At 36.6% G+C, this 14,827-nt stretch carries 16 protein-coding genes and 1 other annotated feature; of the genes, 5 read left to right on the top strand and 11 right to left on the bottom strand.

All coding sequences use genetic code 11. The annotated features are described in order from the left end of the window. Positions 1-78 precede the first annotated feature (78 nt). Together TR08_RS20635 and TR08_RS20630 are read right to left on the bottom strand one after the other, a co-directional pair. A complete protein-coding gene (locus tag TR08_RS20635; protein ID WP_045521516.1) occupies positions 79-1,782 on the bottom strand; it encodes a 2-isopropylmalate synthase in 1,704 nt (567 codons plus the stop codon). Positions 1,783-1,838: 56 nt separating this feature from the next. Next, positions 1,839-2,057: a binding site (T-box leader), on the bottom strand. Positions 2,058-2,633: 576 nt separating this feature from the next. Next, positions 2,634-2,999, bottom strand: a complete 366-nt coding sequence (locus tag TR08_RS20630) for a winged helix-turn-helix transcriptional regulator (RefSeq protein WP_045521513.1) — start codon at positions 2,997-2,999, stop codon at positions 2,634-2,636. Positions 3,000-3,207: 208 nt separating this feature from the next. On the opposite strand from TR08_RS20630, the gene hxlA reads away from it, so the two are divergent. The 3 genes from hxlA to TR08_RS20615 all read left to right on the top strand — a co-directional run bounded on the left by hxlA (position 3,208) and on the right by TR08_RS20615 (position 5,261). Continuing rightward, the gene (hxlA, locus tag TR08_RS20625; protein WP_045521511.1) at positions 3,208-3,840 is read left to right on the top strand and encodes a 3-hexulose-6-phosphate synthase; all 633 of its coding nucleotides are present in this window, start codon (positions 3,208-3,210) and stop codon (positions 3,838-3,840) included. A gap of 7 nt (positions 3,841-3,847) precedes the next feature. Beyond that, positions 3,848-4,405: a 6-phospho-3-hexuloisomerase gene (gene hxlB, locus TR08_RS20620; protein WP_045521510.1), complete on the top strand. Its 558-nt coding sequence runs from the start codon at positions 3,848-3,850 to the stop codon at positions 4,403-4,405. A gap of 139 nt (positions 4,406-4,544) precedes the next feature. Further along, positions 4,545-5,261 carry a 3-ketoacyl-ACP reductase gene (locus tag TR08_RS20615; protein ID WP_045521508.1) on the top strand — a complete coding sequence of 239 codons (717 nt, stop codon included), beginning with the start codon at positions 4,545-4,547 and terminating at the stop codon, positions 5,259-5,261. A 79-nt stretch (positions 5,262-5,340) separates the two neighbouring features. On the opposite strand, the gene TR08_RS20610 is transcribed toward TR08_RS20615, so the two are convergent. Together TR08_RS20610 and TR08_RS20605 are read right to left on the bottom strand one after the other, a co-directional pair. Beyond that, a complete protein-coding gene (locus TR08_RS20610) occupies positions 5,341-5,604 on the bottom strand; it encodes a hypothetical protein (RefSeq protein WP_045521507.1) in 264 nt (87 codons plus the stop codon). A gap of 131 nt (positions 5,605-5,735) precedes the next feature. Further along, on the bottom strand, positions 5,736-6,950 hold the full coding sequence (locus TR08_RS20605; protein WP_045521506.1) for a glycosyl hydrolase family 18 protein: 1,215 nt from the start codon (positions 6,948-6,950) through the stop codon (positions 5,736-5,738). Positions 6,951-7,304: 354 nt separating this feature from the next. Between TR08_RS20605 and TR08_RS20600 the strand changes: the two genes are divergently transcribed. Continuing rightward, positions 7,305-7,550 (top strand): DUF1516 family protein, encoded by a 246-nt coding sequence (locus TR08_RS20600; protein ID WP_081954580.1) that lies wholly within the window; start codon positions 7,305-7,307, stop codon positions 7,548-7,550. 98 nt (positions 7,551-7,648) lie between these two features. Here TR08_RS20600 and TR08_RS20595 read toward each other — a convergent pair whose 3' ends face one another. From TR08_RS20595 to TR08_RS20580, 4 genes are all read right to left on the bottom strand, one after another. Continuing rightward, positions 7,649-7,999: a VOC family protein gene (locus TR08_RS20595; protein WP_045521504.1), complete on the bottom strand. Its 351-nt coding sequence runs from the start codon at positions 7,997-7,999 to the stop codon at positions 7,649-7,651. A 127-nt stretch (positions 8,000-8,126) separates the two neighbouring features. Further along, positions 8,127-8,585, bottom strand: a complete 459-nt coding sequence (locus TR08_RS20590; protein WP_045521502.1) for a GNAT family N-acetyltransferase — start codon at positions 8,583-8,585, stop codon at positions 8,127-8,129. A gap of 324 nt (positions 8,586-8,909) precedes the next feature. After that, positions 8,910-10,178: an MFS transporter gene (locus tag TR08_RS20585; RefSeq protein WP_045521778.1), complete on the bottom strand. Its 1,269-nt coding sequence runs from the start codon at positions 10,176-10,178 to the stop codon at positions 8,910-8,912. Between the two features lie 288 nt (positions 10,179-10,466). Then, positions 10,467-11,222 (bottom strand): class I SAM-dependent methyltransferase, encoded by a 756-nt coding sequence (locus TR08_RS20580; protein WP_045521500.1) that lies wholly within the window; start codon positions 11,220-11,222, stop codon positions 10,467-10,469. 142 nt (positions 11,223-11,364) lie between these two features. On the opposite strand from TR08_RS20580, the gene TR08_RS20575 reads away from it, so the two are divergent. Then, on the top strand, positions 11,365-11,628 hold the full coding sequence (locus TR08_RS20575) for a hypothetical protein (RefSeq protein ID WP_045521498.1): 264 nt from the start codon (positions 11,365-11,367) through the stop codon (positions 11,626-11,628). 10 nt (positions 11,629-11,638) lie between these two features. Here the strand turns inward: TR08_RS20575 and TR08_RS20570 are convergent, their stop codons facing one another. The 3 genes from TR08_RS20570 to tatA form a co-directional block, all read right to left on the bottom strand. Beyond that, complete coding sequence (locus tag TR08_RS20570) at positions 11,639-12,625, bottom strand: NAD(P)-dependent alcohol dehydrogenase (protein ID WP_045521496.1); 987 nt, start codon at positions 12,623-12,625, stop codon at positions 11,639-11,641. A gap of 174 nt (positions 12,626-12,799) precedes the next feature. Beyond that, complete coding sequence (locus tag TR08_RS20565) at positions 12,800-14,326, bottom strand: malate:quinone oxidoreductase (protein WP_305082402.1); 1,527 nt, start codon at positions 14,324-14,326, stop codon at positions 12,800-12,802. A gap of 293 nt (positions 14,327-14,619) precedes the next feature. Further along, complete coding sequence (gene tatA, locus TR08_RS20560; RefSeq protein ID WP_045521491.1) at positions 14,620-14,811, bottom strand: twin-arginine translocase TatA/TatE family subunit; 192 nt, start codon at positions 14,809-14,811, stop codon at positions 14,620-14,622. Between the last annotated feature and the right edge of the window lie 16 nt (positions 14,812-14,827).

Genomic DNA, 14,827 nt, shown 5'->3' with positions numbered 1-14,827 from the left:
TCTGCATGTTTAAGTTTCGTTTCATATAAACAAAGACCAGCAGCAAGGTATATCTCTTGCTGATGGTCTTTGTTTTCTTTAATTTTTATTAAGGGAAAACCCTTTTTCAATTGGTGTTTGTATGGTGGCTATCATGTTGTTCACTGCACTAAACAGAGCTTTTACAGAGGAAGTCATAATATCAGCATCAATCCCGCAGCCCCAATATACATCGCCATCCGTAGCAGTAATACCCACATAAGATACTGCGTTGGATCCGGATCCTATTTCTAGCGCATGCTCCTTATAAACTAAATCCTTATACTGGATACCCAGTTGTGTTTGAAGGACGTTGCTGATAGCGTCTAGTCTTCCATTCCCAACACCGGTAAATTCAAGAACTTCGTTATCTATCATAATTGATACAATGGTTTCGTAATGATCATTCTGAGTATATCGGTAATTGATAAACTTGACAGGGGTACTAATATTCACATAAACATTATTGAATATTTCATAGATTTCATTTGGCATAATTTCTTTATGCAAACGGTCTGATTCATCCTTCACCTTATATCCGAAGTTTTCACGCATTTTGGCAGGCATATCAAGCCCATAATGCTGCTCTAGCAAATAACCAATACCACCTTTACCAGATTGGCTATTAATTCTAATAATATCTCCTTCATATTCTCTGCCAATATCCTTTGGATCAATCAATAGATAAGGCACTGTCCAATACCGACGTTCTTCTTCCTCACGCCATTTCATCCCCTTGGCAATGGCATCCTGATGGGAGCCTGAGAATGCAGTAAAGACGAGGTCGCCGCCATATGGATGTCTTTCATGAACTTTCATTTTTGTCAATTTTTCATACTTGGTCCTGATTTTTCGGATATTATCAAAATTAAGTTGTGGATTCACCCCATGTGAAAACATATTTATTGCAAGTGTTACGATGTCTACGTTACCTGTTCTTTCTCCATTTCCAAACAGTGTTCCTTCAACTCTCTGCGCACCGGCCAGCATTCCCATCTCCGCATCAGCTACTCCCGTTCCTCTGTCATTATGTGGATGGAGTGACAGGATCACATTGTCCCGATAATTAAGATGATCACTCATAAACTCAATTTGGCTTGCGTATACGTGAGGCATGGACATAGACACTGTTGCTGGAAGGTTAATAATTACCTTGTTCTCTGCAGTAGGCTGCCAAATATCAAGTACCGTGTTACAAATATCAAGTGCAAACTCCATCTCTGTACCCGTAAAGCTTTCAGGCGAATACTGAAACTGGAAGTTGCCATCTGTCTCTGACGCATATTTTTTAAGTAATTTCGCACCGCTTACAGCGATATCGATAATTTCTTCATCAGATTTTTTAAATACCTGCTCACGCTGTGCCACTGAGGTAGAATTGTACAGGTGTACCACTGCATTGTTAACACCTTGTAGCGCTTCAAATGTTTTTCTAATAATAGGTTCTCTAGACTGTGTTAACACTTGAACCGTTACATTCTCAGGAATCAAATCCTGTTCAATCAATGTACGTAAAAACCTATATTCTGTTTCCGATGATGCAGGAAACCCAACTTCTATTTCCTTGAATCCTACTTCTAAAAGCAACTGAAAGTATTCTAATTTCTCTTCCAGACTCATAGGGACAACTAACGCTTGATTTCCATCTCGCAAATCCACACTGCACCAAGTAGGAGCCTCCGAAATATACTCCTTCTCTGTCCATTTCAAACTTTTGACTGGGGGCATAAAATATCCTCTAGAATACTTTTCAATATTTCTCATTCAAAACGACCACCTTTTCATATAATTTCAGATAACATAAAAAAGCCTATCATCTCATAAGAGACGATAGGCTTTGCCCTCGTGGTACCACTCTTTTTGGTTCGTCAAGAAACAACGAACCCACTTTAAGACTTGATGACGGTGGTCAACCGTTAAGACCTACATATCAGCCTTACCACTCCTGGGCGAGTTGGGGAATTTATTGACTGTCTTTCACCAGCCGACAGCTCTCTTGGCAATAAATATTCCTTAATACTCCCAATCAACGTGTTTTTACCATTTGATTTTTTTTATTTTCTCTATTCTATAATAAATTCAGATAATTTCCAACCCATATTTTTTATATTTTTTAATTTAACAAAATTCTACAATTTTACAGGCAGGAACTTTTGAACCTCTCCAGCATTTTTATACAATATCTTAACCATACCATAGGGTTTCATTTCCCAGATTAATAATTTGTTATAAATAATAACTTTTTCAAAAATACCGATATGTGATATTTAAAATCTAATTACGGTATCTATATAACTAGAGTAATAACTAGTTAAAATGCACATAAGTCATTTTTCGAAAATTTTGATTTTTGTATTTCTAATTACATTCTTAAAAATAGGCTCTGTTAAACTTGGTTGTTGATTTCAGTTCCAGGCACTTCGCTTTCCGCGGGCGACCGCAGGAGTCTTCGTGCCTTCCACTGCAATCAACAAGTGGTTAAAAATCAACATTATTCTTTAACAAAGCCGAAAAATAAAAAGACAATGCAAAAAATCTTTGCATTGTCTTTTTCTATTTTGTAATGATCATTTAATTATTGTCTTAATAGAATTGAACTTAATTGAAGGCTTGTTTTACTTAACCGACTCATTTCTATCTAATGGGTTCATACCCACTATTTCCATATAATTCTTTCCCCATTTATACATGGCATCAAGAATTGGCATCAAGCTTCTTCCTTGTTCAGTGAGAGAATATTCTACTTTAGGAGGTACAACTGGATATACTTCTCGATGTACAATCATGTCTTCTTCCAATTCACGTAGTTGGTTAACTAGCATTCTTTGAGTGATACCCGGCATAAGAGCCCTCAATTCACCAAATCGCTTCGTTCCCTCTTTACCTAAATGCCAAAGTATAAGCATTTTCCATTTACCACCAATAACTGATAGAGTTAATTCTTTTTCACAGTTAAAAGTTTTATCTTGCATACGAGACATTTATAACACCTCCACTTCATTAGTCTATCACATAGTATACTTTTTAACACTATGTAAAAAAAAAGTGCGTACTTACATTAAATTTTCATACACAGTATACTAACCACTGTACCAACTTTAAAGAAAGGTTGGTTATTATAGACGGTAGTTAACCAGAAACATGTTACTACTGTGCAACAAAATTAAAAACTATTAGGAGTGAATATAGATGGAATTACAATTAGCATTAGATTTAGTAAATATTCAAGAAGCAATTGAGCTGGTAAAAGAAGTCGAGGAGCATATTGATATAGTAGAAATCGGTACTCCGGTTGTAATCAATGAAGGTCTCCACGCTGTAAAGGCAGTAAAAGAAGCATTCCCTAATTTAAAGGTTTTAGCAGACCTGAAAATCATGGATGCTGCTGGTTATGAAGTAATGAAAGCTTCTGAAGCAGGTGCAGATATCATCACTATTCTTGGAACGGCTGAAGATATGTCTATTAAAGGTGCTGTAGAAGAAGCGAAAAAACAAGGTAAAAAAATCCTTGTCGATATGATTGCTGTAAAAGACCTTGCTGGACGTGCTAAAGAAGTGGATGCAATGGGCGTTGATTATATTTGTGTGCACACTGGCTACGATCTTCAAGCAATTGGAAAAAACTCTTTTGAAGATCTACAAACCATTAAAAGCGTTGTAAAAAATGCAAAAACAGCCATTGCTGGCGGAATTAAATTAGAAACATTACCAGAGGTCGTTAAAGTACAACCCGATCTTGTTATTGTTGGTGGCGGTATAACAGGACAGGCTGATAAAAAAGCTGCTGCTGCAACAATGCAACAAACAATCAATCAAGGGTAATGCGACCATGAATACGACTCAATATTTAGCTGAAATCTTAAAAGAATTAAATCGATCAATGGGTTATATTTCGGATGATGAAGCTGAAAAATTGGTAAATGGGATTCTTGAATCAAAGAAAGTCTTTGTTGCTGGAGCAGGAAGATCTGGATTTATGGCTAAATCCTTTGCGATGCGAATGATGCATATGGGAATAGATGCCTATGTGATAGGTGAAACGGTAACTCCTAACTTTGAAAAGGATGATATTTTAATCATTGGGTCAGGTTCAGGAGAAACAAAAAGCCTTGTTAGCATGGCTGAGAAAGCCAAAAGTATTGGTGGCACCATAGCGGCTGTATCGATTTTCCCTGAGTCCACTATTGGACAACTATCGGATTTCACAATTAAGTTACCTGGATCACCTAAAGATCAGTCGGAAGGTGATTATAAAACCATTCAACCAATGGGATCATTATTTGAACAAACTCTTTTAGTATTTTACGACGCTGTCATTCTGAGGTTCATGGAGAAAAAGGGTTTGGATACCAATCAGATGTATGGTAGACACGCCAACTTAGAATAAAAATCTGAGCATCTAAGAAATCTAAATATGAAAGACCGCAAACTGTTCCAATGCAAGTTGCGGTCTTTCTGTTAGTATTCATTACTTCAATTTGTTATTATTAATAATTGTTTTTAAATTTTTTTATTGGAGTGATAAAATGATTTCTTTAAATGGAAAAACTGCTATTATTACGGGAGCAGGAAGAGGAATTGGACGAGCTACTGCTATCGCCTTAGCGAAAGAAGGCGTTAATTTAGGATTGATTGGATTGAATATGTCTAATCTTGAAAAGGTAGCAGCTGAACTAGTGCAATATGATGTGAAAGTTTCCGCTGCAACTGCAGATGTTACCGATCTCGAATCAGTTACTCATGCTGTTGAACATATCAAATCAGACCTAGGACCAATTGATATCCTAATCAACAATGCTGGTATTGCTAAATTTGGTGGTTTCCTTGATTTAACACCTGAAGAATGGGAAAAAATCATCCAAGTAAATTTGATGGGTGTTTATAATGTAACAAGAGCGGTGTTACCTGGCATGATTGAAAGAAAATCAGGTGATATTATCAATATCTCTTCATCTGCCGGCCAAAAAGGTGCTCCTGTAACAAGTGCATACAGTGCATCAAAATTCGCTGTTTTAGGACTAACAGAATCACTTATGCTAGAAGTACGAAAGCATAATATCCGTGTAACTGCTTTAACACCAAGTACGGTCGTAACCGATTTGGCAATTGATACAAATCTTGTTAGTGGCAATGAAGATAACGTTATGCACCCAGAAGACCTAGCTGAATTAATCGTAGCAGGGTTAAAACTTAATCCAAGAGTATTCGTTAAAACAGCAGGGCTTTGGTCAACAAATCCTTAAACCAAAACAAAGCAGATCCATTGGGTCTGCTTCTTCTTACTGTTTGTACTATATATGGCTAAGGTAGACTTACACAACCTCAGTGATACATGGACATTACTCTCTCTAAATCACATATGAACTGGTTAATTTCATTCTGAGATAAGTGTACAGGCATTTGGTCATATAGGGTAATAATTTGTCCATCATCTTCATGCTCATGTTTTTTTAAATAGTGATATATATTATTTATTTGGTTTTCATTCAGGACCGATTCTGTGTTGAAATTTTTTACTTTCAGTATGGAAAATTCATTCAAAGATGAATCAAATTCACCTGCAATAATAGTCCCTTGCAAGAACATAATCTCACTCCTCAATGTCTATAAGTTAGTTTACCTCCAAAATACGGAACAAATTGCACATTAGAAATAATTATTTGAATAAAAAAGGTGGTGTCCCCAAAAAAGCTCAGACTTTTGGGGAACCTTCAGCATCATTTTTTTACTTTTATTTTCCCAGGAATGGCCGTCCAGTACATAGGGTCTTCTAAGCCAAGTCGCCAAATCCCGATTCCTTGTAAGTTAAATTTTTCCACAAGGTTTAGTTTATACTGCAGACTGTAACTATTCTCAAACCAGACCTCGTGGTTATGGTTTTTTTCATCGACATAACCGAAATGAGGTGTCTGTGAACGGGAGTCCCATAAAATTTCAGCTTTATATTTTGTTTTATGCCCCATTAACTGTGCATAGGAGCTATAAAGGGCTTTGTTCGCTGTTGTGTCCCAATCCCATCCATAACCAGCGATACCGAGTAAAATTTTTGATGGTGGTACTCCTTTATTCAAAGCATAACGAATCGTTGCTTCTGTCCAATCAACTGATGCCGTTGACCCGGGTGTTGTGTTTACGTTGTGTTCATCGTAGGTCATAATCATTAACCTATCTGCAAATAGACCAAGCTTTGCGTAATCAAACCATGGTGACCACGGATTAGAACGCGAATCACCTGTGTTTGCCGGGACTGAAACCGTCACTACTTTTCCATCGCGATGCAGTGTATCACACAATTTTTTAATCATCAGACTAAAGGAATCTCGGTCTTTCAAATACAAATTTTCTATGTCTATATTAATACCGTCATAATTGAACTGATTCATTTCATTTCGTAAATTTTGAATGAAAACACTGCGGTTTTTATCGTTATCGATTACATTACTCGCTACTTGCTTGCCCTTCTCCAGGGTTTCATAAAAGAGGTTGTGAACAACTAGATATACCTTCACATTTTTTTCATGAGCGTTTTGAATAACCTTTCTCTTATGATCTGCAGAAACAGAATCTATAAGACTGCCTGGACGTTTATCATCAAGTTTGTACCAAAAGGGTGCAATGATGCTTAAATTGGTGAATTGCGAATTAACTGTAGGTTGAGACCCTGGATAAGTTCCTTCCTGCTCTGTGTAAAAACCTAAAACTTCACGAGGAATTTTATTAATATAGTGTACCTGAACTCTCTGGCCAGGCGTTTCTGAGTAACCCGGATGAATATCCTGCACTTGCTCTGTCGATTGCTTTCCGATACCGTATGTATTTTCTCGAACAATTTTTGGGCTACCATTTTTTTGTGAAGGACTGCAGGATGACAGTAGTAAAAAGAATATGCTTAAAGTAATTATAGTGAATAACCGATAACAGTTTCGAGACACCTATTACACCTTCTTCTCTTATTTGTTTATTTCTTAAGTTGATGAGAAAATTTGTAATTTATTCACGGCAAAATAATTATGTATCATGGGCAACGGTCAATCAGGCAATTTATAGGGACATATTACGGGTCCTCTGTATGGGTTAGAGTAGCCAATTCAACTTAATTGCAAGATGAATCATGAAAATGTTCCATCCATTATCCTCCATTTTCTTTTTCTAAAAAAACATGATTACTCCATAAAATGAAAAAGGTTTAACCACAAAGCAATTTTTCTAGGTGCTTAACTGTTGGTGTTAAATTGACAAGAAAATAGGCTTCTCTTATTCTTCTTGTCGGGTCACTTGTTGTGCATATGGTTTTACGAGCTACATACATTCTCATAATCGTAACGGGTTGTATTCTCTTCTTTTCCGCCTATTCCATTCCGCTATCTTACTATTTGAAGGCAGTACTCGGTATATTAATGATTGGGTTATTTGAAATGGTTATCGTCAGGGAGCAGAAAGGAAAGAAGACAGACCTAATATGGATTGCGTTTTCCATCGTCTTTGTTATCCTTTTTGTTCTAGGATTTACACTCGCACAGGGATTCGATTGAATTAAATAAAAAGGAGTGTTTCATGATGCCTGGCACCGATGAAACACTCCTTTTTATTTTCCACATTAGATATTGATTAACCATACTTAATAAAGAAATTAACACTGACAGACCATCAAATGGTTTCCATCAGGGTCCTTGAAATTAAACCAATGATTATGCTCAATTCCAGTTGTTAGTTCGACATTCTTGCTCTTCATATACTCGAAGGCTTGTTCTATATTATCCGTGTTAAAATGAAAAACTGGACTTTTGATTATATTATCCTCTGAATAAATCTTACTATCTAGTACAATTCCAGTCCCAATCATCGGAACAATAAATAAATGTCCAAATAAGATCTCTCCATTGTTTTCTAACCCTAAGATATCACAATACCAATTACGTGCGTTTTCAACATTACGGACAGGTATAAAAATGGTTCCAATTTGGTTTATTATTGGATTCATATGTAAACTCCAGTCTTTATTTCTTATATTCTATTTCCACTTTTTCCTTTGAGGTGGCTAGGGAAAGTAGTTTCCTTATGGAAGGATGAATGGTGGTCGTATCTACTATTTTCATGCAGTTCATCGCCTAAATACCGGTGCTTTTTTCATAAATCTTGATATGCCCGCCACTTGGTCCATAGGCTATTCCGTTATGTTCCCAGCCGTATTTTTCATAATAATTTTCTAAATCTGTAGTCAAATAAAGCTTCTTATACCCCTTTTTGGCAGCTTCACTTAAACCGTGTTCAAGAAGCTTCGATCCGATTTCTTTCCCACGGTATTCTTTATCCACGAACAAGCACGCAAGCCACGGACATAAATCCTGGCGGCTATTAATATCATTTCTCAATAGAGCATACGTGCCAATAATATTTCCATTTTCAATTGCCATATAGAATCTTGGAAGATGTTCTGAAGTTTCAGCGGAATGAAGTATACAATCCTCGTAAAACTTATAATTATCTTCAGTCCCCCATACATTCCAAAATACCTGAATGCCTTCTTCAAGAAATTCGTTCCCTGTCTGAAGCTCAACAATTTTCATATAAATTCCACCTTTTATTAAAACTACCTAACTTTATTAAAACCCTCTAAAATATTCTTTGTTTCTATCTTACTTTGTGAGAAGTAACTAACTCTCTTCCCACAGCTGTTAGTATATTCAATTTCTTTCCAGGTGCTGCTGCCAAAATTTGTTATCGATGTGAATGTACTTTTACTATCAACTTACCTTTCTAATGCAACTTTGTCCATTCAAATAAAGAAAATTACCATTATTTAGACGTATTTATCTCCCCTAATGTTTCAAAATTTTTCAAACTTGAATATAGAAAAAGCCAACTTTCCGCTTAGGAAAATCGGCTTTGCATTATAAAGCATTTAGTACGTTTTTTCCTTCGCTTTTTTCCTCTTTGATCATAATGACTCCTAACACTCCCACCAAAGAAAATAAAACAGGAATGATAAACCCATAATGATAACCAACATTGATAGTATCTTGAGGAAATAAATCTAGTACCTTACCGAAAACAATTGGTAATAAAACAGCACTTAAAAAGCCACCCATATTGGAGAATCCTGTAACCACCCCTACTTCTTCTATCGGGAAGGATTTCCGCACTACAGCAAACGTCAATGCACTTGCACCAGTTCCAAAACCTACGAGAAAAAACAAAACTACTACTAGTATAAATGAAGGGTTCACACCTGATAAAAACAATCCTCCCCAACTTAAAAAGGCAATGATATGAACAAAGGTATAAACTTTTTTCATAGATTCTAGTCTGCTTGTAATCCAGCTAATTAAAGGGCCACCAAGAATGGCTCCAAAAAGACCATACATCATTAGCTGGCTAGCTTCTGAACGGGATAACTCCAGTACATGAATTCCATACGGTACTCCCCATGAACCGATAAATCCGACATACGCCCCAACCAACCCAAAATGACATAGAAACGTTGCCCAAGCTTGACGTGCGGAAATGGTTCGGCGGAGGATCCTCCAAACACTTTCACGATTTTTGTTCCTATTCTTTTTCATATCGAAATCATTTTTAAAGATTTTGTTAGGCTTCAAAACAAGCACAGTATAAAGAAGGTAAGAGAATAACGCTAAAATGATACCTATAGTTAAGAATGGTGTTCGCCAACCTGCGAATGAAATCCACATAGAAAAAGGAACTGTAGCTGTTAATGAACCAAGGCTCGAAACAAGTGAAATCACACCCAACAATTTTACAAATTCCTGCGCCTTGAACCATTGGCTTAAAATGATTACTAAGTTAAGAAAAATCATCGAATCTCCCGTTCCAACTAAAAATCGAGAAAAAATCAAAACATATTCATTGGGAGCAAAACTGTAAATAAGGCAGCCAATTCCCGTGAGAATGGTACCTAAAATAAGAAATCGATTGGGACCGAATCTGTCCGATAATAACCCTATCGGAATTTGAAGTCCTGCATAAGCAAAAAATTGAAAACTACTCATTAGACCTATGACAGCAGCTGAAACATGAAAATCCTTCATTAACTGATCAGTTATAAGTCCTGGAGCAGTCCTTTGGCTGATTATTAAAAAGTAAGCCAATAAGACGGTACTAAATACCACCCATCTATAGCTGCTTTCCTGTTTGTTCATCTTGAATATCCTCTTCCATTTGAAATTTGTTAAACCAGCCTGTTCGCAAACCAAAGCAATATTGGAATTCTCCCTATCCAGCTGTTTATAACATATAAACAATAGTGAACATCTGTCAATAATTGTGGATTTTGTTAGAGAGGAATCCATGATTTACCTCCAATTAATGAAGAAGATAAGGATAATTCCTGATAAACCTTCCCTTTTATATCAATATAGAAGTAGAGCAAATTTAGATATGAATTACTCTGCTACTATATTTTTTACGGATTCATAATTATTATTTCCTCACACGTTTCCTAAATAACTTCGGGTAAAATTCGGCATAACTATTTTTCCATTATGGCTGTATTTTTTAAATAGATTTGTGATGGCTTCTACAAAGGATTCATACTCCTTATCTGTCTCTTTTGGCGAATAGGACGCTGATAGGTTCCTGCCCAAAAATCCTTCAAGATCCAGGATCACATCATTTGGAAACCTTTTAAATTCATATTCTCCATCCTGAAAAAATTGTTTAAATACTTCCTGATCCTCCCCAATTCCACCACTAAATCCATGAAAATTCGGACAGAATTTTTTAAAAATCTCAGCATTTTCAATATTGAGCGGGCTTTTGAAATCTCTACTATTCCATACCAGGGCAACTTTAGCATTTTGTTTCAAAATGCGTCTACATTCCAACTTGAACTTTTCTTGGTCAAACCAATGAAATGCCTGAGCTGCTATAACCAGGTCTACACTATTGTCCGTTAAAGTAGTTTCTTCAGCTGAACCTTTAATAGAAGTAAAATGTTCAAACTGTTGTAAGTCTTGTTCAGCTTTTGTTCTCATATCATCATTTGGTTCCACCCCTAAAAGTTTTACTCTTCTCTCCAATAACTGCCGGCTTAGAATACCTGTCCCGGATCCAATATCTGCGATTCTACTAGTACCATTCAATTTATTAATTGAGAGTAGATAATCGATGTACTCATTTGGGTAACTAGGGCGAGATTTTGAATACACATCTGCCTTCCCGCTAAATTTATCTGTTGATTTCATACAAAACTCCTCCTTCTTCAATTTCGTATTTAGGTCCTTGTTTAACTAAAAAGTCCTTATAAAAAACATTTGAATAAATCGGAATACCTATGTAGTTACCAAAATACTATAAAAAAAGGACAAGTTAAGGTGGTGGTATGTTATGTTAAAAATTTTCTTGTTTGTAATTTTAATTCTAATAATCATTTCCATTCTTCTAATTTTTTTTATTAAAAACAGGAAACAAGCTACACAAATCTTCTCCATTCAAACTTTTTTAGGTAACAGCTCCAATACACTTGACGATGAACCAAATGAACAAAAGAAATCATTAATAGATGCAATTAATGATTTCTTTAAGGATGGTACCAATGAAACCATTGATGATGATAATGGTGACATTGGTGGTGATGATGCTGGAGAATAGTCTTACTCCATTAGGATTTGTTGTTTTGTTCCACAGTTATAACGACATTACCCTTTTTGTGTCCTTTCTCGACATATCGATGGGCTTCAATAATTTCATTAAACGCATAAGATCGGTCAATGACAACTTTTAACTTCCCTGATTCAACAAGTTCTTTAAGGAAGTTTAGAGCTTCTGCAGTTTCAGGTGAATTTCTACTCAATAATAGTTTCTTGCTGGTGGTTAATTGAGTCCATAACATTCTAGCATTTGGCAGCGGTTCAGTGACATTTATATACGTACCGTCCTTCTTTAACAGTTTCATACAATCTGTAAAGGAACTCTTGTTTACCGCTACAAAGATTACATCATACGATTCATCGTTACTAGAAAAATCTTCTATGGTGTAATCTATTACCTTATCAGCGCCCAGTGATTTTACCAACTCTAAATTCGAAGTACTACATACTCCTGTAACTTCTGCTTCAAGATACTTGGCAAGCTGTACTGCATAACTTCCTACGCTTCCTGAAGCACCATAAACAAGAACCTTTTGACCTCTCTGAATGTTAGCCTTTCTAAGAAAAAACAATGCTGTACGTGCTCCAATGGGAATGGCAGCTGCTTCTTCATAAGTGATATTGGAAGGTTTAATTGTTACAGGACCATCTTCCGGCAGACACTTATACTCCGCATAAGCACCAAAACCCACAAGAGATGCTGCAAAAACCTGGTCTCCTTCCTTAAACCTTTTGACATCTTTCCCAACCGACTCCACTATACCAGCTAACTCCATCCCCAAAATCTCTTTTTTTGGTTGTTTGAAACCAAGTGTAATTCGTGCCGGCAGCCAAAAAGCGGGAGGAACGGTAAAACTCCTTGACCGAATATCTGCTACTGTTACGGTTGTCGCTTTTACTTTTACTAGTATTTCATTATCTTTAGGAATTGGTTTTTCTATCTCCTTAAGTTGAAGAACGTCGGGCGGACCGTACTTTGTGTACACGATGGCTTTCATCTATCATCCTCCTATTCGTTATAAATTATTAATATCTATATCTACGATTAAATAGAACAATGGTTTGACAGTATTTGTTATGGTTTTAAATGTAAAAGAGCAGAAAAGGTGCAAGTATTGAAATAGAACTTGCACCTTTTCTGCTCTTTAATTTTTCTTTTCTGCATCTAAAAACTAACTGTAAGCTAGTTCTTTTTCTGTTAGACCGAGCGACTGCTCAGTCGAAGTATGAATTTCGTGCAGCAACTCTGGGTTTTCCATTAGTGACACGCCATAAGAAGGAATCATTTTTTTGATTTTCGATTCCCACTCATTCATATGTTCAGGGAAACATTTTTTGATGACCTCAAGCATAACCTGAACGGCAGTAGAAGCTCCCGGAGAAGCGCCTAGTAAGGCAGCAATCGAACCATCAGCCGCAGTAATCACTTCCGTACCAAATTGAAGCGTCCCTTTGCCGCCAGCTTCAGTATCTTTGATAACCTGCACTCGTTGGCCTGCTACTACTAAATCCCAATCCTCAGCAACGGCAGTCGGGATAAACTCACGTAACTCCTCCATGCGCTGTTCTTTCGATAACATAACTTGCTGGATCAGGTATTTTGTCAATGACATCTCTTTTGCACCTGCCGCCAACATTGTTAAGACATTATTCGGTTTTACAGAGGTTACTAAGTCGAGCATTGAACCCGTTTTCAAAAATTTTGGTGAGAAGCCAGCGAACGGTCCAAATAACAACGATTTTTTATTGTCGATATATCTTGTATCAAGATGCGGAACAGACATTGGCGGAGCGCCAACCTTAGCTTTTCCATAAACTTTTGCATGATGCTGCTCTACAACTTCTGGATTATTACATACCATAAATATTCCGCTTACCGGGAATCCTCCAATATGTTTTCCCTCAGGAATACCGGATTTTTGAAGTAAATGCAGGCTTCCTCCACCGCCTCCGATAAAGACGAATTTAGCAGTATGGCGATTGACTGAACCGCTAAAGAGATTCTGCACTTTCAATTCCCACAAGCCATCGCTAGTACGATTAATATCATTAACACTATGATTGTATTTAATATCTACATTTTTACTCTCTAAGTGGTCAAACAACCTACGCGTTAAAGCACCAAAGTTGACATCCGTTCCAGAGTCGATTTTTGTAGCCGCAATAGGTTCATTCCAGGCACGGCCTTCCATAATAAGCGGAAGCCATTCCATCAGTTTTTCTGGATCATCGGAAAATTCCATCCCTTGGAATAGGGGATTGATTGACAGCGCTTCAAATCGTTTCTTTAAAAAAGCTACATTTTGTTCGCCATGTACTAAACTCATATGAGGTAATTGTCTTATAAAGTCCTGTGGATTACTAACCTGCTTACTGTTTACTAAATAAGACCAAAACTGCATCGAAACCTGAAACTGCTCATTAATTTTTATCGCTTTACTAATATCTAGAGATCCATCTGGTTTTTCGACCGTGTAGTTAAGCTCGCACAATGCCGCATGCCCAGTCCCCGCATTATTCCATTCGTTAGAGCTTTCTTCTCCTGCGTTTTCAAGCTTCTCAAACACTTTAATTTCCCATTCCGGTACTAATTCTTTTATAATTGTCCCTAAAGTGGCACTCATAATTCCGGCGCCAATTAAAATGACGTCTGTTTTAGTTTCCTCGTTGCTCATTTTTATCAACCTTTTCACTAAAATTTTCAGAAAAAATATAGACGTCACACCAATCTAAGGCACGACCGGGTCACACACTTTTTCTGTCTCAATTACTACTATTTCAAAGTGTATTACATTATTTATAAATTAATTATATACTATTATATGATAATTATAAATTATTTAAAAGCTTATAAAAGTGAGAAGTTCTTCACAAGGTTTAGGAACACACAAAAACCAAAGTCTTAACCCATCTCTAGCAATGGTTAAGGCTTTGGTTTGCTACTTGTAAAATATTTCGGATGTTTCTCCAATAAGTCATATCATCCCTATTATTATGGTTGCTGTTTTTTACTATTTTCGAGAATTTCATCTTCTTCATCGATGATGGAAGTAGCGGTTCGTCGGAATTCGGATAATGTCTTTCCAAACGCTGACCCAATTTCAGGTAGCTTTTTAGGTCCAAAAATAATTAAAGCAATGATTAAAATTAAGATTAATCCTGGGATGCCTATATTTGATAGCATAGTTTCCTCCTACTAG

The organism is Neobacillus niacini, from assembly GCF_000759675.1.
Lineage (GTDB): Bacteria > Bacillota > Bacilli > Bacillales > Cytobacillaceae > Neobacillus > Neobacillus niacini_A.
Note: the sequence above shows the minus strand (reverse complement) of the source record. Positions and strands in the feature narration are given on the sequence as shown.

Excerpts from the sequence above, each read along its gene's own strand:
- TR08_RS20635 (WP_045521516.1), bottom strand. The coding sequence starts at position 1,782 with ATGAGAAATATTGAAAAGTATTCTAGAGGATATTTTATGCCCCCAGTC.
- hxlB (WP_045521510.1), top strand. The coding sequence starts at position 3,848 with ATGAATACGACTCAATATTTAGCTGAAATCTTAAAAGAATTAAATCGA.
- TR08_RS20630 (WP_045521513.1), bottom strand. The coding sequence starts at position 2,999 with ATGTCTCGTATGCAAGATAAAACTTTTAACTGTGAAAAAGAATTAACT.
- TR08_RS20580 (WP_045521500.1), bottom strand. The coding sequence starts at position 11,222 with ATGAAATCAACAGATAAATTTAGCGGGAAGGCAGATGTGTATTCAAAA.
- TR08_RS20570 (WP_045521496.1), bottom strand. The coding sequence starts at position 12,625 with ATGAAAGCCATCGTGTACACAAAGTACGGTCCGCCCGACGTTCTTCAA.
- TR08_RS20610 (WP_045521507.1), bottom strand. The coding sequence starts at position 5,604 with ATGTTCTTGCAAGGGACTATTATTGCAGGTGAATTTGATTCATCTTTG.
- TR08_RS20595 (WP_045521504.1), bottom strand. The coding sequence starts at position 7,999 with ATGAATCCAATAATAAACCAAATTGGAACCATTTTTATACCTGTCCGT.
- TR08_RS20585 (WP_045521778.1), bottom strand. The coding sequence starts at position 10,178 with ATGAACAAACAGGAAAGCAGCTATAGATGGGTGGTATTTAGTACCGTC.
- hxlA (WP_045521511.1), top strand. The coding sequence starts at position 3,208 with ATGGAATTACAATTAGCATTAGATTTAGTAAATATTCAAGAAGCAATT.
- TR08_RS20590 (WP_045521502.1), bottom strand. The coding sequence starts at position 8,585 with ATGAAAATTGTTGAGCTTCAGACAGGGAACGAATTTCTTGAAGAAGGC.
- TR08_RS20600 (WP_081954580.1), top strand. The coding sequence starts at position 7,305 with ATGGTTTTACGAGCTACATACATTCTCATAATCGTAACGGGTTGTATT.
- TR08_RS20615 (WP_045521508.1), top strand. The coding sequence starts at position 4,545 with ATGATTTCTTTAAATGGAAAAACTGCTATTATTACGGGAGCAGGAAGA.
- tatA (WP_045521491.1), bottom strand. The coding sequence starts at position 14,811 with ATGCTATCAAATATAGGCATCCCAGGATTAATCTTAATTTTAATCATT.
- TR08_RS20575 (WP_045521498.1), top strand. The coding sequence starts at position 11,365 with ATGTTAAAAATTTTCTTGTTTGTAATTTTAATTCTAATAATCATTTCC.